Raw genomic sequence first — 21,111 nt, 5'->3', positions numbered from 1 at the left:
TATGTATAAAGGTTTACTAGAAAAATATAAAGAATATCTACCAGTAACTGATAAAACACCAATGATCTCACTTGCGGAAGGAAATACACCACTTATTCCATTACCGAATTTGTCCAAAGAACTGGGTGTTACTTTATACGGAAAATATGAAGGCTTAAATCCAACCGGTTCTTTTAAAGACCGTGGAATGGTTATGGCTGTTGCTAAAGCGAAAGAAGAAGGTGCCGAAGCGGTTATTTGTGCATCCACTGGGAATACTTCTGCTGCGGCTGCGGCATACGCAACACGTGCGGGATTAAAAGCGTACATTGTTATTCCAGAAGGCAAAGTCGCTCTAGGAAAATTAGCGCAAGCAGTTATGTACGGAGCAGATATTATCTCGATTCAAGGTAATTTTGACGAAGCATTAAAATCGGTTCGTGAACTGGCTGAAACAGAGGCAGTAACGCTTGTAAACTCGGTAAATCCTTACCGTTTAGAAGGTCAAAAAACAGCTGCATTCGAAATTTGTGAGCAATTAGGCTCTGCTCCAGATGTTCTTGCAATCCCAGTAGGTAATGCCGGAAACATTTCTGCCTACTGGAAAGGGTTTAAAGAGTGGAATGAGGCCAAGGCTTCTGGACTTCCACGGATGCATGGTTTTGAAGCGGAAGGTGCGGCTGCGATTGTTCAAGGTAAACCGATTGATAATCCGGAAACAATTGCAACGGCGATTCGTATCGGAAATCCAGCTAGTTGGGAGCTTGCAGAAGCAGCTCGCGATGAATCTGGCGGATATATCCATTCTGTAACAGATGATGAAATTGTAAATGCGTATAAAAAAATTGCAGCACAAGATGGTGTCTTTATCGAGCCAGGTTCAGCCGCTTCATTAGCTGGTGTCATCCAACATGTAGCAAATGGAACAATTAAAAAAGGCGAAACAGTAGTTTGTGTCTTTACTGGAAACGGCTTGAAAGATCCGGATACTGCGATGAGTGTGCATGAAATTCCAATTTCTCATGTGGATGATATCGAAGCAATGCGCACACATTTACGTTCAGGAGTGAAAGCTTAATGCGTATTCGTGTACCGGCAACAACGGCCAATCTTGGCCCTGGCTTTGATTCGTGTGGTTTAGCGTTAACGTTATATTTAACGCTTGATATTGGAGCGGAAGCAGACTCTTGGTATATCGAACATAATATTGGCGGCGGGATTCCGCATGATGAAACCAATGTAATTATCGAAACGGCCTTAAACCTGGCGCCTAATTTAACGCCGCATCATTTAGTGATGACCTGTGATATACCGCCAGCTCGTGGACTCGGTAGTAGTTCTGCAGCGGTTGTTGCGGGGATTGAATTAGCCAATACACTTGCTGAACTTAAACTTTCAAAAGAGGAAAAAGTTCGGATAGCTGCTGAAATAGAAGGGCATCCCGATAATGTTGCGCCTGCTGTTCTTGGAAACTGGGTCGTAGGAGCGAAATTAGATGGAGAAGATTTCTATGTACGCCACCTTTTTCCGGATTGTGCTTTAATTGCTTTTATTCCAAAGGCAGAACTTCTTACTTCGGAAAGTCGCGGTGTTTTGCCTGATACGCTTCCATTCAAAGAAGCTGTCCAAGCGAGCAGTATCGCCAATGTAATGATTGCAGCAATTTTACGCAATGATATGGCGCTAGCTGGTGAAATGATGGAACGTGATTTATGGCATGAAAAATATCGCAGTCAATTAGTGCCACACTTAACACAAATTCGCGATGTTGCAAAAAGCCAAGGAGCCTATGCTGCTTGTTTGAGCGGCGCGGGCCCAACTGTCTTAGTGTTCGCTCCAAGAAACCTCGCTAACACACTGCAAACATCTTTACAAACACTGGAAATCGATGCAGACGTTCTTCTTCTTGATGTCGAAGGGAGCGGCGCAGAAGTTTTTCGTTAAAATCAAGCTATGCCCCTATGCGGCGTAGCTTTTTTTAACTATATGTCCCAATTTGTGCCGCTCTATGATAAAATAGGAAAAGAGTTTATAAAGTTAAAGGGAGCGGTCTTAATGGCACAATTATTTTTCCGTTATGGTTCCATGAATAGTGGGAAAACCATTGAAATTCTAAAAGTCGCACATAATTATGAAGAACAAAATAAAACAGTGGCTATCTTTACTTCAGGTATTGACGATAGAGACCAAGTTGGCTTCATTTCAAGTCGAATTGGACTGAAACGAGAAGCAACTCCTATTTTTAGTGACACAAATATTTTTGAAATCGTAGCGAATATTAAACCAAAACCAAATTGCGTTCTTTTAGATGAATCGCAATTTCTAGAAAAAGAACACGTATTTCAGTTAGCGAAAATTGTGGATGAATTAAATATCCCAGTTATTGCTTATGGTTTAAAAAATGATTTTCGAAATGAATTATTCGAAGGCTCGAAATACTTGCTATTATATGCAGATAAACTAGAAGAAATGAAAACAATTTGCTGGTTTTGTGCTAAAAAGGCAACGATGGTTCTGCGCGTGGATGACAAAGGAAAACCAGTTTATACAGGTGAACAAATTATGATTGGCGGAAATGACCACTATTACCCTGTGTGTCGCAAATGTCATGCCAATCCACCAATAAAATAATTAAAAGAGGTGTTGAAATACAATGTATGATCGATTACAGGCGGTGGAAGACCGTTATGATGAACTAAATGAGTTATTAAGTGATCCAGATGTAGTATCGGATCCAAAACGACTACGCGACCTTTCCAAAGAACAATCCGGCATTACGGCGACAGTCGAAACGTACCGCGAATACAAAAATGTGAACGAACAAATTAACGAAACAAAGGAACTCCTAGGAGAAAAACTAGACGATGAAATGCGCGAAATGGCCAAAGAAGAATTCGCGGAACTTCAAAAAGAAAAGGCAGACTTAGAAGAACGACTAAAACTATTACTCGTTCCAAAAGATCCTAATGATGACAAAAACGTTATTTTAGAAATCCGTGGAGCAGCTGGTGGAGATGAAGCAGCTTTATTTGCCGGCGATTTATTCCGTATGTACAGCAAATATGCGGAATCACGCGGCTGGAAAGTAGAAATCATGGACGCGAACCCGACCGGTATTGGCGGTTACAAAGAAATTATTGCGATGATGAACGGAAATGATGCCTTTTCCCGAATGAAATATGAGAACGGGGCGCACCGTGTTCAACGAGTACCAGAAACAGAATCAGGCGGTCGAATCCATACATCAACAGCGACAGTAGCCATTTTGCCAGAAGCGGAAGAAGTAGAAATTGAACTGCACGATAAAGATATCCGCACTGATACATTTGCGTCTACTGGTGCCGGTGGACAAAGTGTCAATACGACGATGTCAGCTGTACGTCTAACGCATATTCCAACCGGGATTGTCGTATCGATGCAAGATGAACGTTCCCAGCTAAAAAATAAAGACAAAGCGATGAAAGTATTACGCGCACGTGTATATGATAAATTTGAACGTGAAGCTCGCGAAGAATATGATGCCAACCGTAAATCAGCTGTAGGTACGGGTGACCGCTCCGAACGTATCCGGACTTACAACTATCCGCAAAACCGCGTAACCGACCATCGCATCGGCTTAACCATTCAAAAGCTAGATCAAATTATGGAAGGTAAACTCGATGAAATCATTGATGCGCTTATCCTAGAAGATCAAACAAGTAAATTGGAGCATTTAAATGACGCAAATTAGTCAATTGCTAAAAAAAGCGGAAGCCATCCTTCTTGAAAAAGGGCTAGACCAAAATGCAGCAGAAATTTTACTAGAAACCAGAATGGGACTTTCGCGTTCTGAGCTTTGGATGGAAATAAGTCGTGAACTTGAACCAAATCATGAAAAGCAATTCGAGGAAGATTTTGCTAGATACTTAGCTGGTGAGCCGGTGCAGTATATTTTAAAAACAGCACCTTTTTATGGCTATGATTTTTTAGTGACAGAAGATGTCCTTATTCCGCGTCCCGAAACAGAAGAGTTAGTCGCTTGTGCGGAGGATTTTTTGAAAAAACATCCAGTTAAAAACGTACTAGATGTATGCACCGGAAGCGGGATTATCGCGATTGCACTCAAAAAAGCATTTCCTGATATTTCGGTGACGGCTTCTGATATTTCGGCTCCAGCACTTGCCGTGGCGAAAAAGAATGCTTTGTTATTAAATGCAGATGTGCGTTTTGTCGAAACAGATTTACTTGAAGCATTTAAACAAAACGAAGAACGATTCGATATGATTGTCGCCAATCCGCCCTATATTTCTGAAGCAGAAAAAGCAGAAATGTCGGATTATGTGCTAAAAAATGAACCTTCATTAGCCTTGTTTGCTGAAAATGATGGACTTGCTATTTATGAACGATTTGTGGATAACTTACAATATGTCCTAAATTCCTCTTTTTGGGTAGGGGTGGAGATAGGTTATACACAAGGCGAGCGTGTAAAACAACTATTCGAAAAAAGTTATCCACATTCCACAGTTATTATCCACAAAGATATCAATTCAAAAGATCGCTACGTAACATGCTCTAATATATTGGTATAAAGGCGTTTCTATGAAAGAAGCGTCTTTTTCTTTGGAAAGTTATCCACAAAACTGTGGATAAAATGTTGTGCAAAAAATTTTTTTAATCAAATCTTAATAAAGAAAATGGCTTTTTTACTTAGCTTTACGAATTATCCACATTTCACAAGAAGTTATCCCCATTGACAAAGTTATTATCCACAGTTTGGGGATAACTTTTGTTCGAAAATAGCGATTTACAGGTTTTAAAAAACAATACTGTAAAAATAAGGCGGAAAACGTTAAAATATAATAGAAGTTATGTAAAGGGGACCGGAATTCATGCAAACCATTCATTGGAACATAAATAACCAACAATCAAACCAAGTAATCTTTCAGGAAGCAGCCAAATTACTCCGAAGCGGTGAATGCGTGGCTTTTCCAACTGAAACAGTGTACGGTCTTGGTGCAGACGCAACTAACCAAGCTGCTGTTCAAAAAATATATGAAGCGAAAGGCCGTCCGTCAGATAACCCATTAATTGTCCACATCGCCCGTCGTGAACAAATGGATCCATTTGTTGCAAGTTATCCAGTAAAAGCCATCCAGCTCATGGAAAAATTTTGGCCGGGTCCGCTAACGGTTATTCTTCCATTGAAAAAAGATAGTTTGGCAACTAATGTTTCTGCGGGTTTATCCACAGTTGGCGTCCGTATGCCGGAACACCCTGTTAGTCTAGCATTGATAGATGCAGCGAATATTCCTGTTGCGGCTCCAAGCGCGAATCGTTCAGGAAAACCAAGTCCGACGACGGCGAGTCATGTAATAGAAGATTTAGATGGAAAAATAGCCGGAATTATCGATGGCGGCGCAACTGGTGTAGGTTTAGAATCCACCGTTATTGATTGTTCTTTAGATATCCCAGTTATTCTGCGCCCAGGCGGTGTTACAAAAGAACAGATTGAACAAATAATTGGCCCTGTTGATATAGCGACAAACAACACGAAAGAAACGGAAAAACCAAAAGCACCTGGCATGAAATACACGCACTATGCCCCGAAAGCGCCAGTTTATCTAATAGAAGGATCTATCCAATTTTGGCAAAGTGAAATAAATAAAGCGGAAGCTGCGAATAAAAAACTCGGTATTTTGGCGACAAAAGAACTGATAAATCAACTAAACACGAGCGGTACCATCGAAATAACTGGCAGTATAAATGCATTGGACGAAATTGCTACAAGTCTTTACAAAGGTTTACGGGCTTTCGACCATGCTGATGTAGATGTGATTTTTGCGGAAGTGTATCCAGAAACGGAACTTGGAGCAGCGATTATGAACCGATTAGAAAAAGCTGCTGGCAACAGGAGGATTCGCGAATGAAGGTATTATTTGTTTGTACAGGAAATACGTGCCGAAGCCCTTTAGCTGAAAAAATCTTGCAGAACTTGCGTCCGGATTTAGATGTTCGTTCGGCTGGGACACGTGCTCTGGACGGGGATGCCATCTCTGAAAACTCACGTCAAATTCTCGCGCAGATGAATTTGCCAACAACGCACCAAGCTAAAAAAGTTAAAAAAGCAGATATAGATTGGGCAGACCAAATCTACGTAATGACTCAAAATCATCAAGCGGAACTAAAAAGCCTTTTTCCAAAAGCGAGCGATAAAATTCAACTAATTTCCGAAGATAAAACAGATATTCCAGATCCTTACGGTGGATCAATCGAGCAATACGAAATCACCTATTACGAACTAAAAAGTGCAATTTCCGAACGTTTTTTATAAGTGAAGCGCTTCACTATCGGAAATTGCGTTTTTTTATTCCAAAATGCTTGCTTTTCTACCCGATTTAAGTAATTATTAAAGATAATACATAACAGTTCACTTGAAAAATTTATCAGAAAAGGATGGGGTCCACAGATGGTCTATTTACAAAAGCAAGATAAGGAAGTTTTTGATGCAATTAAGTTAGAGCTTGGTAGACAACGCGCGAATATCGAATTAATCGCATCTGAGAATTTTGTTAGTGAGCAAGTAATGGAAGCTATGGGATCTGTATTAACGAATAAATATGCAGAAGGTTACCCAGGGAAACGCTATTACGGCGGATGTGAATTCGTGGATATTGTGGAAGATTTAGCACGCGACCGCGCGAAAAAATTATTTGGCGCTGAATATGCGAATGTCCAACCACACTCAGGTGCTCAAGCGAATATGGCAGTTTATCATACAGTGCTTGAACCAGGCGATACTGTTCTTGGTATGAACCTTTCACATGGTGGGCATTTAACACATGGTAGCCCAGTAAATTTCAGCGGTGTTTTATACAATTTTGTTGAATACGGCGTTCGTGAAGATACGAAAGAAATTGATTACGATATTGTTCGTGAAGCAGCTTTAAAACATAAACCAAAAATGATTGTAGCTGGCGCAAGTGCTTATCCACGTAAAATTGATTTTGCTAAATTCCGCGAAATTGCTGATGAAGTTGGCGCATACTTAATGGTAGATATGGCGCATATTGCTGGTCTTGTTGCTGCTGGCTTGCATCAAAATCCAGTTCCTTATGCTGATTTTACAACGACAACTACCCATAAAACGCTTCGTGGACCTCGCGGCGGAATGATTTTAGCCAAAGCAGAATGGGAACAAAAATTAAATAAATCGATTTTCCCAGGAATCCAAGGTGGACCGTTAATGCACGTAATCGCAGCGAAAGCAGTGGCGTTTGGTGAAGCGTTACAACCTGAATTCACGGCGTACTGTGAACAAATTATTCGTAACTCTAAAAAATTAGCAGAAACACTTCAAGCGAATGATGTTGCTGTTTTAACAGGTGGTTCGGATAATCATTTATTATTAATTGATTTAAAACCACTTGGCTTAACAGGAAAAGCAGCGGAGAAAGTATTAGATGAAGTTGGTATTACCGTGAATAAAAATACCATTCCATTCGAAACGGAAAGCCCATTTGTCACAAGTGGTATCCGTGTAGGTGTTGCTGCAGTGACCACTCGTGGATTTGATGAAGTTGCGATTGAAAAAGTTGGTGTACTTATTTCAGAAGTACTGCATAATTTAGAAAATGAAGAAGTTCTCGCAGATGTAAAAGCACGCGTGGCTACTTTAACAAATGAATATCCGCTTTATCCAAGTTTATAAAATAAGTGATCCGGTTTTTTCTATAAAATAGAGAAAACCGGTTTTTTTCATGTATAGCAAATTAATCCTTGCACTTGTGTCTTGTTCTGATACAATAAGAGAAGGAAATTTTCAATATCAAAGGAGCGAACTAATCGATGGCAAATGTACACGTAATTAATCACCCACTAGTCCAACACAAATTAACAATCATTCGAGATAAAAATACGGGAACAAAAGCATTCCGCGAACTTGTAGATGAAGTCGCTACATTAATGGCGTACGAAATTACACGTGATATGGAACTCGAAGACATCCAAGTAGAAACACCACTACAAACAACAACTGCGAAAACACTTACTGGTAAAAAATTAGGGATTGTTCCTATTTTAAGAGCTGGTCTTGGTATGCAAGATGGTATTTTAAAACTTATTCCTGCAGCAAAAGTAGGGCATGTAGGTCTTTATCGTGACCATGATACACTAGAACCAGTCGAATATTTTGTAAAACTACCTTCTGACGTAGAAGAACGTCTTTTCATCGTTGTAGATCCAATGCTTGCAACTGGCGGATCCGCAATTATGGCTATCGATTGCTTGAAAAAACGCGGCGCTCGCAACATGAAATTCATGTGTCTAGTAGCAGCTCCTGAAGGCGTTAAAGCCCTTCAAGACGCACATCCAGACGTAGAAATCTACGTAGCTGGTTTAGACGAGAAGTTAGACGAAAATGGTTATATCCGTCCAGGCTTAGGAGATGCTGGCGATAGATTATTCGGAACTAAATAATTAACAATCTCCTCGGTTTAGTGAGATAAGGAATTATAAACAGTGTTGCTTTTTGGCAGACTGGGAAATTTTTTGTCGAACTATTTCTGAGGAGTTTTTTTATAAGGAGGTTCGCAATTGGCTAAAATCAAAGTAATGAGTATCTTTGGGACAAGACCAGAAGCAATAAAAATGGCACCACTCGTTTTGGCACTAGAAAAAGAACCAGAAACATTTGAGTCAACGGTAGTGATTACAGCTCAACACCGTGAAATGCTAGATCAAGTCTTAGAGATTTTTGATATTAAACCAGATATTGACTTAGATATTATGAAAAAAGGCCAAACTTTAGCTGAAATAACTTCGCGTGTAATGAATGGAATTAATGAAGTTATTGCAGCCGAAAATCCGGATATCGTTCTAGTTCACGGCGATACAACAACAAGTTTTGCAGCAGGACTAGCTACCTTTTATCAACAAAAAATGCTCGGACATGTCGAAGCTGGACTTAGAACATGGAATAAATATTCGCCGTTTCCAGAAGAAATGAATCGCCAGTTAACTGGTGTAATGGCGGATATGCACTTTTCTCCAACTAAACAAGCGAAAGAAAATCTGCTTGCGGAAGGAAAAGATCCGGGTACTATTTTTGTGACTGGAAATACGGCGATTGATGCCCTTAGAACAACTGTGCAAAAAGATTACCACCATCCAATCTTGGAAAATCTTGGCGACAATCGTTTAATACTTATGACGGCTCACCGCAGGGAAAATTTAGGCGAACCGATGCAAGGGATGTTTGAGGCGGTTCGAGAAATCGTGGAAAGTCGTGAGGATGTTGAACTCGTTTATCCGATGCATTTGAATCCAGCCGTTAGAGAAAAAGCGACGAAAATCTTAGGTGGACATGAACGCATTCATTTAATCGAGCCACTCGACGCAATTGATTTTCATAATTTCTTGCGCAAGTCTTATCTTGTTTTTACCGATTCAGGCGGCGTACAAGAAGAAGCTCCAGGCATGGGCGTGCCAGTTTTAGTTTTACGTGATACGACGGAGCGTCCAGAAGGAATCGAAGCCGGGACGTTGAAACTAATTGGAACAAATAAAGAGAATCTAATTAAAGAAGCACTGAATTTGCTGGATAATAAAGAAAATCATGATAAAATGGCACACGCGGTAAATCCATATGGCGACGGATTCGCAGCTAATCGAATTTTAGCAGCAATCAAGAGTCACTTTGAAGAAACTGGTCGACCAGAAGATTTTATCGTGTAAAACACAGTGGAAAACTAGGCGTTGAAGTCTAGTTTTCCTCTTTTTTCAGAATGAAAGCGCCTTATTGTTACAGATATGTTACACGCTCGATTTTCACTAGTTCTTTTATGTTACATGTGATAAGATGGTCAATGTTATTAATATAAGAGCCCAAAAAATAGCTTGTTTTTAGCATAGGGATAGAAGACTGCGCTCAGTATTCACTACAATCCCGCCGACGCTAGGTTTGCGTTGACTGAATTGGAATTTATACGGGCACTCTATATCAAAATGCAACTCATGATAAATGAGTCCGGCTGTTTTTTCCGTTCTTTTTCTTGGGAAAAGAACTTTCGGTCGCGAAATTTGCGAATAATCGTATCGAATTCTTTTACCAATAGTGGTAGAAGTTTTTTTATTTGTGCGAAAGAGAGTTTTTATCGCCTTTTTTGTGAAACATCACACGAACAGGAGATAGGTTTTCTCAACGATTACGGAGGTGTTGGTTGCTGTTAAATGGACAAAAATAATTCTGGCGTGGCAATCTAAGAAACAGATAGATTTTGAAATCAAAAAAATCTCAAAAATAATAGGCTATTCTTTTATGGATGGGTCCGATTGTGGTACTATTAGTAATAGATGTACTTACAATTTGTGAAAGTGTATTGACTTTTCTCTTTTGGCTGTTGTATGCTAAGAACTGACACGCTGATAAGGCTTTCATGTGTGTTTGGGATTGGGATGAATTGGGGAAAATGTGCTTGTTTTCACAAACCAAACTTACTCCCTGAGATTTCAAAATGGTCATCTGGAAAGAAAAATCTTTTGAAAAAGAAAGGATTGCGCCCCGAATGTTAGAATCGCTAATTGGCATGTATCATCGTCATCAAAAGTATATGGTTCTTTTTATTGCTGTTTGTCTTTGTGGATGGTTTTTAACCCCATATATACATATTTTCTTGGGACTTAAGTTGGGTTTAATCGTCGGCTGGTTTAACTACTGGCTATTAATGAGGCGTACACAATCAATGACTAGAGCTTTGGCTGAAAATCGTTCTTTTTATGGTATGGGAATGCCATTTAGAATGGGGAGCGTGTTATTTGCTACTATTATAGCGACGCAACTGCCGGAATTTTTTCATGTTTATAGCATGGTAATCGGACTTGGGCTTGCATATGCAATTATTTTTCTAGATTTTTTTGTGTATTCCATGTACCGCAGAAAAAAGTTTTTAAAAAGAGAGGGGTGAACCTAATTGGAAGAGGAATTTCCAACGATAAGCCTATTAGGGATCGACTTTAATCTATCTAATATCTTGATGATTACTGTGACTTGTGTCATCGTTCTTCTAATAGCCATTATCTGTACCAGAAATCTGCAACGCCGACCTACCGGAAAGCAGAACTTCATTGAATGGGTTATGGATTTTGTCAGAGGTATTATTAATAGTAATATGGATTGGAAAACCGGTGGGAGATTCCATGTACTTGGTATTACGCTACTAATGTTTATTTTCGTAGCTAATATGCTAGGACTGCCATTTCAAATCGCGATTAACGATGAAGTATGGTGGCGTTCACCTACAGCGGATCCAATTGTCACATTAACACTTGCGATAATGGTTCTTGGCTTAACGCATTACTATGGTATTAAAATGCGTGGTTTCAAGCACTATTTTGTTGGTACTTACTTTAGTCCAATGAAATTTTTATTCCCACTTAAATTAGTAGAAGAATTTGCTAATACTTTAACGCTTGGTTTACGTCTTTACGGTAATATTTTCGCCGGCGAAGTTTTGTTAACCATCATTGCAACACAACTTGCTCATATGAACATATTTGTAGGTGTGCTAGCAATAATTCCTGCGTTACTATGGCAAGGATTCTCAATTTTCATTGGGGCAATTCAAGCGTACATTTTCACTATGCTGACCATGGTTTATATGTCGCATAAGGTAAGTGACGAACATTAAACTAACTTTCAAATAAGTCATTTATAAAAGTAATAAAAAATAATATTTAGAAAAATTAGGAGGATAATTATATGTCTTTAGGTGTTATTGCAGCTGCTATCGCTGTTGGATTAGGTGCATTAGGTGCGGGTATTGGTAACGGTCTTATCGTATCAAAAACTGTCGAGGGTGTTGCGCGTCAACCAGAAGCGCGTTCTATGCTACAAACAATCATGTTCATTGGTATCGGTCTTGTTGAGGCCCTTCCTATCATCGCTGTAGTTATTGCGTTCATGGTTCTTAATAAATAATTTGAAGGAAGTTGAGGAAATAAAACCTCATCTCTTTCGTTTTGAACGAATAATTCAAGCGAATGTATAGAAAGGAGTGAAACTGGCGTGTTACAACCACATTTAGTAATTGGTTCCGCATTTACGTTTGGTGATGCATTCTTCACACTTTTTGCTTTCGCGATTTTGCTAGTTTTAATCCGAATTTATGCTTGGAAACCTCTTATGGGAGTTATGAAAGAGCGTGAAGAGCATATTGGTTCTGAAATTGATGCGGCGGAAGAAAGCCGTGCTCAAGCAGAACAATTACTTGCTGAACAAAAAAGTGTTTTACAACAAGCTCGTGTGGAATCTCAAACAATGATTGAGAATGCAAAACAGCTTGGTGAAAAAGAACGCGAAGAAATTGTCAAAACTGCTAGACGTGAATCAGAACGTATAAAAGAAGAAGCAAAATCCGATATTGCACGTGAAAAAGAAGATGCTATTTCTGCTCTTCGCGAACAAGTCGGTTCCTTATCTGTTCTTATTGCATCGAAAGTCATCGAAAAAAATCTGGATGAAAAAGAACAATCTAACCTTATCCAAGATTATATCGAAAGGCTAGGGGATGACAAATGAGTAAAGATTTGGAAGTTGCAGGTCGCTATGCCAATGCGCTTTTTCAAGTAGCCCAAGATAAAGATTTAGTCGACGTTTTTTCAGAAGAACTAACTGAATTAAAAGCGGCCTTAAAAGCTAATGAAGATTTTGTAAAACTACTTGAAAATCCTACTTTCACGACCGAGCAAAAGAAAAATCTTGCCAGCGCTGTTTTTGAAAAAATCAATCCGACATTAAGAGATTTTATTTATCTTTTAATTGACCGTAGCAGAGAAGATTATCTTTCTGTTATTGCGGACGTTTACCAAAAACGCGTAAACGACTTGAATGGAGTTGCGGATGCAGATGTTTATTCTGTTGTTCCACTTTCCGAACAAGAACTTACGGCGCTCTCGAGAGTATTTGCTACGAAAATGAACAAAACAAAGTTAAACATTCAAAATCACATTGATAAATCCCTTCTTGGTGGAGTCAAAGTGGTTATTGGAACCCGTATATATGATGACAGTCTAAAAACGAAATTAAAGGACATGGAACGGCAAATTAAAGCCTAGTTTCCGTTTAACGAGGGGTGAAATCAATGAGCATTAAGGCTGAAGAGATCAGCTCAATCATAAAACAGCAGATTGAAAATTATCAATCTGAACTAAAAGTGAGTGATGTTGGTACGGTTACCTACATTGGTGACGGTATTGCGCGTGCTCATGGACTCGATAATGCAATGGCTGGTGAATTGTTAGAGTTCTCAAATGGTGTAATGGGTATGGCCCAAAACTTAGAAACAAATGATGTTGGTATCATTATTCTAGGTCCTTACACTGAAATCCGTGAAGGCGATGAAGTTCGTCGTACCGGTAAAATCATGGAAGTTCCTGTTGGCGAAGCGCTTATTGGGCGTGTAGTTAACTCATTAGGTCAACCAGTTGATGGTTTAGGACCTATTGAAACAACTGGAACTCGTCCGATTGAAGCAGTAGCACCTGGTGTTATGCAACGTCAATCAGTAAATGAACCATTACAAACAGGTATTAAAGCGATTGATGCACTTGTTCCAATTGGTCGTGGTCAACGTGAGTTAATCATCGGTGACCGCCAAACTGGTAAAACATCTGTAGCAATTGATACTATTCTAAACCAAGCTGACCAAGACATGATTTGTATTTATGTTGCTATCGGTCAAAAAGAATCTACTGTACGTAATGCCGTAGAAACATTACGTCATCACGGCGCATTAGATTACACAATCGTCGTAACTGCAGCAGCATCTCAACCAGCGCCACTTCTATACTTGGCTCCTTATGCTGGTGTTGCAATGGCAGAAGAATTCATGTACAACGGCAAACACGTTTTAGTCGTATATGATGATTTATCCAAACAAGCAGCCGCTTATCGTGAGCTGTCTCTATTACTTCGTCGTCCTCCAGGCCGTGAAGCATATCCAGGGGATGTTTTCTACTTGCACTCCCGTTTACTTGAACGTGCTGCAAAATTAAATGATAGCTTAGGTGGCGGATCCATTACGGCTCTTCCATTCGTAGAAACACAAGCCGGAGATATCTCTGCTTATATTCCTACAAACGTTATCTCGATTACAGACGGACAAATCTTCTTGCAATCTGATTTATTCTTCTCCGGAGTACGTCCAGCGATCAATGCCGGTCTTTCTGTATCTCGTGTAGGTGGATCAGCGCAAATTAAAGCAATGAAAACTGTTGCCGGAACACTTCGTCTAGACCTTGCCGCTTACCGTGAGCTAGAATCCTTCTCACAATTCGGCTCTGACCTAGATGCAGCTACTCGTGCGAAACTAGAACGTGGTAAACGTACAGTAGAAGTTCTAAAACAAGATTTGCACAAACCTTTGAAAGTTGAAAAACAAGTATTGATTCTTTATGCACTTGTTCATAAATATCTGGATGATGTACCAGTTCATGATGTACTGCGTTTTGAGTCCGAAATGAATACATGGTTTGATCATAATCACCCAGAGCTTTTGGAAGAAATTCGTACAACGAAAAAACTTCCTGACGAAGCGAAACTTGAAGCAGCATTGAAAGAATTTAAAAATACATTTGTTCCTTCTGAAGAAAAATAATTTAGACTCGGAATAAATTCAAAGGTGGTGAAAATCTTTGGCATCTTTAATCGATATTAAACAACGAATAACTTCTACACGTAAAACAAGTCAAATTACAAAAGCAATGCAAATGGTTTCAGCAGCAAAACTAGGTCGTGCAGAATCAAACGCTCGTTCATATGAGCCTTACGTTTCTAAAATTAAAGACGTAGTAACACATGTTGCTAGCACTGGTAACAGTAGTGATCATCCAATGCTTGTATCTAGACCTGTTCACCGTACTGGTTATATCGTACTTACTTCTGATACTGGACTTGCAGGTTCTTACAATAGTTCTGTAATCAAAGAAGTATTTCAAGAAATTAATAAAAAGCATACGTCAAGTGATGAATATGCAATAATCACTGTAGGTAGATCTGCTCGAGACTTCTTCAAAGCGCGCCAAATGAACGTGGTTTTAGAAGTACAAGGCATTACAGATCACCCGATATTTGCGGAAATTAAAGATATTGCTAGTAACACAGTTCAAATGTTTGAAGATGGTGTTTATGACGAGGTTTTCATTTATTATAATCACCATATTAATTCTATTTCTAGCGAACTGAGAAAAGAGCAACTACTACCACTGACAGAATTTCACGAAAAAGGTAAGGAAACAGATGTAGATTTAACTACATACGAATTCGAGCCTTCCGAACAAGAAATTCTGGAAGTATTATTGCCGCAATATGTGGAAAGCCTAATTTTCGGAGCACTTCTGGATGCCAAAGCCGCTGAACATGCTGCTCGTATGACTGCCATGAGAAGCGCGACAGACAATGCATCCGATTTAATCAGTGACTTATCACTACAATATAACCGTGCTCGCCAAGCTGCGATCACGCAAGAAATTACCGAAATCGTCGGAGGAGCAGCCGCACTAGAATAGAAGTCGGCGTTTCTTGTAACGTCCCGATAAATGGGAAGGTAAGTGAGGAGGAATAATTGCATGTCTAAAGGACAAGTAATCCAAGTTATGGGTCCAGTTGTAGACGTTAAATTTGAAGGTGGAAACTTACCTGAAATCTACAATGCCCTAGTTATTGAATATAAATCTGATGCAGAAGAAGCACCAACTAGCCAACTTACTTTAGAAGTAGCCATCCAATTAGGTGATGACGTTGTTCGTACAATCGCAATGGCATCAACAGATGGTGTTCAAAGAGGTATGGAAGTTATTGATACTGGGAGCCCAATTACAGTTCCTGTAGGTACAGTAACTCTTGGTCGTGTATTTAATGTATTAGGAAACACCATCGATTTGGACGAACCACTTCCAAGCGATATTAAACGTAACAAAATTCACCGCGAAGCTCCAACTTTCGATCAATTAGCAACAACAACAGAAATTCTTGAAACAGGAATTAAAGTAGTTGACTTGTTAGCGCCATACCTAAAAGGTGGTAAAATCGGACTGTTCGGTGGTGCGGGTGTAGGTAAAACCGTTCTAATTCAAGAGCTTATCCATAATATCGCACAAGAACACGGTGGTATTTCAGTGTTCGCGGGCGTTGGAGAACGTACTCGTGAAGGGAACGACCTTTACTTTGAAATGAAAGATTCTGGTGTTATTGAAAAAACAGCGATGGTATTCGGTCAAATGAACGAGCCACCAGGTGCGCGTATGCGTGTTGCCTTAACTGGTTTAACAATTGCTGAATATTTCCGTGATGAAGAACATCAAGATGTACTTTTATTCATTGATAATATTTTCCGTTTCACACAAGCTGGTTCAGAGGTTTCGGCTTTACTAGGTCGTATGCCATCTGCGGTAGGTTACCAACCAACCCTAGCTACTGAAATGGGTCAATTACAAGAACGTATTACATCTACTAACGTTGGATCTGTTACTTCTATCCAAGCGATTTATGTACCAGCCGATGACTATACTGACCCGGCTCCGGCTACAACTTTCGCCCATCTAGATGCAACAACTAACTTGGAACGTAAATTAACGGAACAAGGTATTTATCCAGCGGTAGATCCACTTGCTTCTACATCTCGTGCGCTTTCTCCTGATATCGTTGGAGAAGAACACTATGCAGTAGCAACGGAAGTACAGCGTTTATTACAAAGATATAAAGAATTACAAGATATCATCGCAATCTTAGGTATGGATGAGTTATCTGACGAAGATAAACAATCCGTTTCCCGTGCGCGTCGTGTACAATTCTTCTTATCACAAAATTTCCACGTTGCAGAACAATTTACAGGTCAAAAAGGTTCTTATGTTCCTGTTAAAGAAACAGTTAAAGGATTCAAAGACCTATTAGCCGGAAAATACGACCATATTCCTGAAGATGCATTCCGTTCAGTTGGACGCATTGAGGATGTTCTTGAAAAAGCAAAAGACATGGGCGTTGAAGTCTGATAAAAACAGGAGGAAATACGTATGGGTTCATTAAATGTTAGTATTGTTACTCCAGACGGCCCTGTTTATGAAGGCGTTGCTCAAATGGTTATTGCTAGAACAAAAGCAGGTGAACTCGGTATTTTACCTGGCCATGTTCCACTAGTTGCTCCACTTAAAATCGACATCGTTCGTTTAAAAGTTGAGTCTGGTGAGGAATGGGTCGCTGTCAATGGTGGCTTTATGGAAGTAAACGGTGAAGAAGTTAATATTCTCGCGGATACTGCTGAACGTGAACAAGATATTGATATTGATCGCGCTGAAAAAGCAAAACAACGTGCAGAAGAAGAACTTAGCCGAGCAAAAGAACAAAAAGTGGACGAAGTAATGGCTCAGCTGGCACTACAAAGAGCCATCAACAGAATTCATGCAAAAGAACACAATTAATAATCATATTACTTCCTGGCCACAGTGCCGGGAAGTTTTTTTATATGCATAAGTGTATTAACTGTTTTTTTCTAGAGGTATTTGTTAAAATGAGTAGTAGCGAAATATGAGGAGAGAACGCATGTATAATATTATTATGGAATCACCATATGTCATCATCATTTCACATTTACTATTTATTGTAATTACTTTTTGGGCACTCCAAGCTATTAATTATGAAAAATTCATCAAGAAGAATCATGTAACACAAGCTAGATTATTATTTGTGATTATTTCGATTGTATTAGGTTATACATTAAGCAATTTTTTCTTGGATTATTTGGCAGCTTCCAAACAGTTAATTAACTTTTTTAGTTAGAAAAAGGTACTATAGTAGTCAAAAATTAATAGAAGCTTATAACAACTTTAATATTACGTTAAAATCAGTTGATATTTTAGGGTGATAAGTGGTAGAATTACTTAGATATGTTTTAAATTCAAATTTTGATTAATAAAATTCGATAAATGATTTAGTTATTAGTAACGCGGAGGGGTTCTTTTTGGAAAAAATTATTGTACGCGGTGGAAAACAGTTAAATGGTTCTGTGAAAATGGAAGGTGCCAAGAATGCTGTATTACCGGTAATAGCTGCTACATTACTTGCGAGTAAAGGTACTAGCGTATTAAAAAATGTCCCAAACTTGTCTGATGTATTCACAATCAATGAGGTTCTTAAATATCTAAATGCAGATGTTTCTTTTGTAAATGATGAAGTAACAGTCAATGCAACAGGAGAAATCACTTCTGATGCACCTTTTGAGTACGTTCGTAAAATGCGTGCTTCCATTGTTGTAATGGGACCACTTTTGGCACGTACTGGTTCAGCACGTGTAGCTTTACCTGGTGGATGTGCAATTGGCTCAAGACCAGTTGACTTACATTTAAAAGGTTTTGAAGCAATGGGCGCAATCGTGAAAATTGAAAATGGCTATATTGAAGCAACTGCTGAAAAATTAGTTGGTGCTAAAGTATACTTAGATTTCCCAAGTGTTGGAGCGACACAAAATATTATGATGGCTGCTACTCTAGCAGAAGGTACTACAGTAATAGAAAACGTGGCTCGTGAACCTGAAATTGTCGACTTAGCAAACTTCCTTAACCAAATGGGTGCTAGAGTTATCGGTGCAGGAACAGAAGTAATTAGAATTGAAGGAGTTAAAGAATTAACTGCAACTGAACATTCTATTATTCCAGACCGTATTGAAGCAGGAACATTTATGATTGCTGCTGCGATTACTGGTGGAAATGTTTTAATTGAAGATGCAGTTCCCGAGCATATTAGTTCGTTAATTGCTAAACTTGAAGAAATGGGCGTTCAAATCATTGAAGAAGAGAATGGGATTCGTGTAATTGGTCCTGATAAATTAAAAGCTGTGGATGTTAAAACGATGCCACACCCAGGTTTTCCAACAGATATGCAATCGCAAATGATGGTTATTCAAATGCTGAGTGAAGGAACAAGCATCATGACTGAAACTGTTTTTGAGAATCGTTTTATGCATGTAGAAGAAATGCGTAGAATGAACGCTGATATGAAAATTGAAGGACATTCTGTTATTATTTCTGGCCCAGCTAAATTACAAGGAGCAGAAGTTGCTGCGACAGATTTACGTGCAGCAGCAGCGCTTATTCTTGCTGGTTTAGTTGCAGATGGCTATACACAAGTAACTGAGTTAAAATACCTTGATCGTGGCTATAATAATTTCCACGGCAAACTACAAGCGCTTGGTGCTGATGTGGAACGTGTAGATGATTCCAAAATCGATGTAACAAACTTAGCGTCTTTATTCTAAATTTAAATGTTAAAAACCGTATCTTCTTGATGCGGTTTTTTTATTTGTCATGAAAAATTCCGCATTGCTATAAAATATACATTTCAGCCGCACATAAATTATGCTATAATTCAGAATGAGATGTAAAATTAGGTGTACACCACGAAAGGAGTTAAAATGTAAATGGCAAAAGATGTTGGTATCGATTTAGGTACAGCCAATGTATTAATTCATGTTAAAGGAAGAGGAATCGTCGTTAATGAACCTGCAGTTGTCGCTATTAACAATAAAACTGGACAAGTTTTAGCCGTTGGGACTGAAGCAAGAGATATGGTTGGTAGAACTCCAGGAGACATTACGGCAATTAAACCTATGAAAGATGGGGTTATTGCTGACTTTGATATTGTGCAAGAAATGTTGCGTTTCTTCATACAAAAGTTAAATTTAAAAACTTTTTTTTCACGGCCACGTATTTTAATTTGTTGTCCAACAAATATAACTTCTGTCGAACAAAAAGCAATTCGCGAAGTTGCTGAAAAAAGTGGTGGAAAACAAGTGTTCTTAGAAGAAGAACCTAAAGTTGCTGCTATTGGAGCGGGTATGGAGATTTTTGAGCCTTCCGGTAATATGATTATTGATATTGGTGGAGGTACTGCGGATGTTGCTGTATTGTCTATGGGTGATATTGTAACTAGTCAATCAGTAAAAGTCGCTGGAAACAAATGGGACGCAGATATTTTAAATTATGTTAAACGTAAATATAACTTACTTATTGGTGAAAGAACGGCTGAAAATATTAAAGTAACAATCGGTACTGCATGTCAAGGAGCGAAAGAAGAGAAAATGGAAATTCGTGGTAGAGATTTAGTGAGTGGCTTACCGAAAACAATTTCTATTACAAGTTCTGAAGTGGAGGAAGCGATTCACGATTCATTACACCTAATGGTCCTAGCTGCTAAACAAGTGTTGGAACAAACACCTCCAGAGCTTTCAGCGGATATTATTGATAGAGGAATCATCATGACTGGTGGTGGATCTTTATTACATGGTTTAGATGAATTAATGTCCGAACAGCTAAAGGTCCCAGTTTTAATTACTGAGAATCCTTTAGATGTAGTGGCACTTGGTACCGGCATTTTACTTGACTCACTTACAAATAAAAAGCGTAATAGATTCTAAATGTGAATTTTGGGGGATGTATATGTTAGATATTAAGAAAATCAAAGAGATTTTGCCTCATCGTTATCCATTTTTGTTAGTAGATAGAGTTATTTCTGTTGAAGAAGGCAAAAAAGTTACCGCTATTAAGAATGTAACAGCAAATGAAGAATTTTTTAACGGGCACTTTCCTGAGTATCCTGTAATGCCAGGAGTTTTAATAGTGGAAGCTCTAGCGCAAACTAGTGGAATTGCAATGATGCAGAGTGAAGCAAATAAAGGTAAAATTGGTTTATTTGCTGGAATTGATGGTTGCCGATTTAAACGTCAAGTTGTTCCGGGGGACCAACTCTTGCTTGAGGCTGAAATAACTCGGATGAGGGGCGCGATTGCAAAAGCAAAAGTCAAAGCAACTGTAGAAGGCGATTTGGTTTGTGAAGCTGAAATTATGTTTGCCTTATCAGACCTACCTAAATAAAAAGATTAGCACTGAGGTCCAAATGGGTTTTAGTGCTTTTTTCATGTTCTCAGAATAACATTGGTTAAAAATTTTTTCAAAGTACTAAAATGATGCTTTGGATGTCATTAACTACATAAAATGATGTTTTTCTTTTAGAGGAAATAATCTTTTGGAAGGTTTCTACCTAGTGAAAATACAGTTTTAGCTATTTTACAATAAACTTTTTATCTAATACAATCGCTTTACATCAAAAGA

The 21,111-nt window shown here is 38.9% G+C and carries 24 protein-coding genes; all 24 read left to right on the top strand.

The window, feature by feature from the left end:
• Position 1 precedes the first annotated feature (1 nt).
• The 24 genes from thrC to fabZ all read left to right on the top strand — a co-directional run bounded on the left by thrC (position 2) and on the right by fabZ (position 20,874).
• Positions 2-1,057, top strand: a complete 1,056-nt coding sequence (thrC, locus tag GL301_RS12865) for a threonine synthase (RefSeq protein WP_003726354.1) — start codon at positions 2-4, stop codon at positions 1,055-1,057.
• Positions 1,057-1,923 (top strand): homoserine kinase, encoded by an 867-nt coding sequence (gene thrB / locus GL301_RS12860; RefSeq protein WP_003727886.1) that lies wholly within the window; start codon positions 1,057-1,059, stop codon positions 1,921-1,923. Before thrC ends, thrB begins: the two co-directional genes overlap by 1 nt.
• 111 nt (positions 1,924-2,034) lie before the next feature.
• Positions 2,035-2,610: a thymidine kinase gene (locus GL301_RS12855; protein WP_003726352.1), complete on the top strand. Its 576-nt coding sequence runs from the start codon at positions 2,035-2,037 to the stop codon at positions 2,608-2,610.
• Between the two features lie 22 nt (positions 2,611-2,632).
• On the top strand, positions 2,633-3,709 hold the full coding sequence (prfA, locus tag GL301_RS12850; protein ID WP_003726351.1) for a peptide chain release factor 1: 1,077 nt from the start codon (positions 2,633-2,635) through the stop codon (positions 3,707-3,709).
• Positions 3,696-4,547 carry a peptide chain release factor N(5)-glutamine methyltransferase gene (gene prmC / locus GL301_RS12845; protein WP_003731193.1) on the top strand — a complete coding sequence of 284 codons (852 nt, stop codon included), beginning with the start codon at positions 3,696-3,698 and terminating at the stop codon, positions 4,545-4,547. The genes prfA and prmC overlap by 14 nt, the downstream gene beginning before the upstream one ends.
• A gap of 300 nt (positions 4,548-4,847) precedes the next feature.
• The gene (locus tag GL301_RS12840) at positions 4,848-5,885 is read left to right on the top strand and encodes an L-threonylcarbamoyladenylate synthase (RefSeq protein ID WP_003726684.1); all 1,038 of its coding nucleotides are present in this window, start codon (positions 4,848-4,850) and stop codon (positions 5,883-5,885) included.
• Positions 5,882-6,289, top strand: coding sequence for a low molecular weight protein arginine phosphatase (locus GL301_RS12835; protein WP_003726683.1), 408 nt, complete (start codon positions 5,882-5,884; stop codon positions 6,287-6,289). Before GL301_RS12840 ends, GL301_RS12835 begins: the two co-directional genes overlap by 4 nt.
• A 135-nt stretch (positions 6,290-6,424) precedes the next feature.
• Positions 6,425-7,666, top strand: coding sequence for a serine hydroxymethyltransferase (gene glyA, locus GL301_RS12830; protein ID WP_003726682.1), 1,242 nt, complete (start codon positions 6,425-6,427; stop codon positions 7,664-7,666).
• 137 nt (positions 7,667-7,803) lie between these two features.
• The gene (upp, locus tag GL301_RS12825) at positions 7,804-8,433 is read left to right on the top strand and encodes a uracil phosphoribosyltransferase (RefSeq protein ID WP_003723470.1); all 630 of its coding nucleotides are present in this window, start codon (positions 7,804-7,806) and stop codon (positions 8,431-8,433) included.
• Positions 8,434-8,550: 117 nt separating this feature from the next.
• Positions 8,551-9,690 (top strand): non-hydrolyzing UDP-N-acetylglucosamine 2-epimerase, encoded by a 1,140-nt coding sequence (gene wecB, locus GL301_RS12820; protein ID WP_003727888.1) that lies wholly within the window; start codon positions 8,551-8,553, stop codon positions 9,688-9,690.
• A gap of 469 nt (positions 9,691-10,159) precedes the next feature.
• Positions 10,160-10,327, top strand: coding sequence for a hypothetical protein (locus GL301_RS12815; RefSeq protein ID WP_074384941.1), 168 nt, complete (start codon positions 10,160-10,162; stop codon positions 10,325-10,327).
• Positions 10,328-10,520: 193 nt separating this feature from the next.
• Positions 10,521-10,919 carry an ATP synthase subunit I gene (locus tag GL301_RS12810; RefSeq protein WP_003727889.1) on the top strand — a complete coding sequence of 133 codons (399 nt, stop codon included), beginning with the start codon at positions 10,521-10,523 and terminating at the stop codon, positions 10,917-10,919.
• 6 nt (positions 10,920-10,925) lie between these two features.
• Positions 10,926-11,642, top strand: coding sequence for a F0F1 ATP synthase subunit A (atpB, locus tag GL301_RS12805; protein ID WP_003723468.1), 717 nt, complete (start codon positions 10,926-10,928; stop codon positions 11,640-11,642).
• Positions 11,643-11,713: 71 nt separating this feature from the next.
• Positions 11,714-11,932, top strand: coding sequence for a F0F1 ATP synthase subunit C (gene atpE / locus GL301_RS12800; RefSeq protein ID WP_003723467.1), 219 nt, complete (start codon positions 11,714-11,716; stop codon positions 11,930-11,932).
• An 87-nt stretch (positions 11,933-12,019) separates the two neighbouring features.
• Positions 12,020-12,532 carry a F0F1 ATP synthase subunit B gene (atpF, locus tag GL301_RS12795; protein ID WP_003727890.1) on the top strand — a complete coding sequence of 171 codons (513 nt, stop codon included), beginning with the start codon at positions 12,020-12,022 and terminating at the stop codon, positions 12,530-12,532.
• A complete protein-coding gene (locus GL301_RS12790; protein WP_003734489.1) occupies positions 12,529-13,068 on the top strand; it encodes a F0F1 ATP synthase subunit delta in 540 nt (179 codons plus the stop codon). Before atpF ends, GL301_RS12790 begins: the two co-directional genes overlap by 4 nt.
• 26 nt (positions 13,069-13,094) lie before the next feature.
• Positions 13,095-14,609: a F0F1 ATP synthase subunit alpha gene (gene atpA / locus GL301_RS12785; RefSeq protein ID WP_003727892.1), complete on the top strand. Its 1,515-nt coding sequence runs from the start codon at positions 13,095-13,097 to the stop codon at positions 14,607-14,609.
• Positions 14,610-14,646: 37 nt separating this feature from the next.
• Entirely contained in the window at positions 14,647-15,519 is an 873-nt protein-coding gene (locus tag GL301_RS12780) for a F0F1 ATP synthase subunit gamma (RefSeq protein WP_003723463.1), read from the top strand.
• A gap of 60 nt (positions 15,520-15,579) precedes the next feature.
• Positions 15,580-17,001, top strand: coding sequence for a F0F1 ATP synthase subunit beta (gene atpD, locus GL301_RS12775; RefSeq protein ID WP_003723462.1), 1,422 nt, complete (start codon positions 15,580-15,582; stop codon positions 16,999-17,001).
• 21 nt (positions 17,002-17,022) lie between these two features.
• The gene (locus GL301_RS12770) at positions 17,023-17,427 is read left to right on the top strand and encodes a F0F1 ATP synthase subunit epsilon (protein WP_003723461.1); all 405 of its coding nucleotides are present in this window, start codon (positions 17,023-17,025) and stop codon (positions 17,425-17,427) included.
• Positions 17,428-17,548: 121 nt separating this feature from the next.
• Positions 17,549-17,785: a DUF1146 family protein gene (locus GL301_RS12765; protein ID WP_003727893.1), complete on the top strand. Its 237-nt coding sequence runs from the start codon at positions 17,549-17,551 to the stop codon at positions 17,783-17,785.
• Positions 17,786-17,966: 181 nt separating this feature from the next.
• Positions 17,967-19,259, top strand: a complete 1,293-nt coding sequence (gene murA, locus GL301_RS12760) for a UDP-N-acetylglucosamine 1-carboxyvinyltransferase (RefSeq protein WP_003727894.1) — start codon at positions 17,967-17,969, stop codon at positions 19,257-19,259.
• A gap of 162 nt (positions 19,260-19,421) precedes the next feature.
• The gene (gene mreB / locus GL301_RS12755) at positions 19,422-20,417 is read left to right on the top strand and encodes a rod shape-determining protein MreB (RefSeq protein ID WP_003723458.1); all 996 of its coding nucleotides are present in this window, start codon (positions 19,422-19,424) and stop codon (positions 20,415-20,417) included.
• 22 nt (positions 20,418-20,439) lie between these two features.
• Positions 20,440-20,874 (top strand): 3-hydroxyacyl-ACP dehydratase FabZ, encoded by a 435-nt coding sequence (gene fabZ / locus GL301_RS12750; protein WP_003723457.1) that lies wholly within the window; start codon positions 20,440-20,442, stop codon positions 20,872-20,874.
• Positions 20,875-21,111: the final 237 nt, after the last annotated feature.

The sequence above is a fragment of the Listeria sp. LM90SB2 genome (genome assembly GCF_028867355.1).
In the GTDB taxonomy this organism is placed as follows: Bacteria; Bacillota; Bacilli; order Lactobacillales; family Listeriaceae; genus Listeria; species Listeria monocytogenes_B.
The sequence above is the reverse complement of the archived record's forward strand: the minus strand, read 5'-3'. Positions and strand labels throughout refer to the sequence as shown.

Coding starts and splice junctions, on each gene's coding strand:
- thrC (WP_003726354.1), top strand. CDS start 2: ATGTATAAAGGTTTACTAGAAAAATATAAAGAATATCTACCAGTAACT.
- thrB (WP_003727886.1), top strand. CDS start 1,057: ATGCGTATTCGTGTACCGGCAACAACGGCCAATCTTGGCCCTGGCTTT.
- GL301_RS12855 (WP_003726352.1), top strand. CDS start 2,035: ATGGCACAATTATTTTTCCGTTATGGTTCCATGAATAGTGGGAAAACC.
- prfA (WP_003726351.1), top strand. CDS start 2,633: ATGTATGATCGATTACAGGCGGTGGAAGACCGTTATGATGAACTAAAT.
- prmC (WP_003731193.1), top strand. CDS start 3,696: ATGACGCAAATTAGTCAATTGCTAAAAAAAGCGGAAGCCATCCTTCTT.
- GL301_RS12840 (WP_003726684.1), top strand. CDS start 4,848: ATGCAAACCATTCATTGGAACATAAATAACCAACAATCAAACCAAGTA.
- GL301_RS12835 (WP_003726683.1), top strand. CDS start 5,882: ATGAAGGTATTATTTGTTTGTACAGGAAATACGTGCCGAAGCCCTTTA.
- glyA (WP_003726682.1), top strand. CDS start 6,425: ATGGTCTATTTACAAAAGCAAGATAAGGAAGTTTTTGATGCAATTAAG.
- upp (WP_003723470.1), top strand. CDS start 7,804: ATGGCAAATGTACACGTAATTAATCACCCACTAGTCCAACACAAATTA.
- GL301_RS12810 (WP_003727889.1), top strand. CDS start 10,521: ATGTTAGAATCGCTAATTGGCATGTATCATCGTCATCAAAAGTATATG.
- atpE (WP_003723467.1), top strand. CDS start 11,714: ATGTCTTTAGGTGTTATTGCAGCTGCTATCGCTGTTGGATTAGGTGCA.
- GL301_RS12790 (WP_003734489.1), top strand. CDS start 12,529: ATGAGTAAAGATTTGGAAGTTGCAGGTCGCTATGCCAATGCGCTTTTT.
- atpA (WP_003727892.1), top strand. CDS start 13,095: ATGAGCATTAAGGCTGAAGAGATCAGCTCAATCATAAAACAGCAGATT.
- atpD (WP_003723462.1), top strand. CDS start 15,580: ATGTCTAAAGGACAAGTAATCCAAGTTATGGGTCCAGTTGTAGACGTT.
- GL301_RS12770 (WP_003723461.1), top strand. CDS start 17,023: ATGGGTTCATTAAATGTTAGTATTGTTACTCCAGACGGCCCTGTTTAT.
- GL301_RS12765 (WP_003727893.1), top strand. CDS start 17,549: ATGTATAATATTATTATGGAATCACCATATGTCATCATCATTTCACAT.
- mreB (WP_003723458.1), top strand. CDS start 19,422: ATGGCAAAAGATGTTGGTATCGATTTAGGTACAGCCAATGTATTAATT.
- fabZ (WP_003723457.1), top strand. CDS start 20,440: ATGTTAGATATTAAGAAAATCAAAGAGATTTTGCCTCATCGTTATCCA.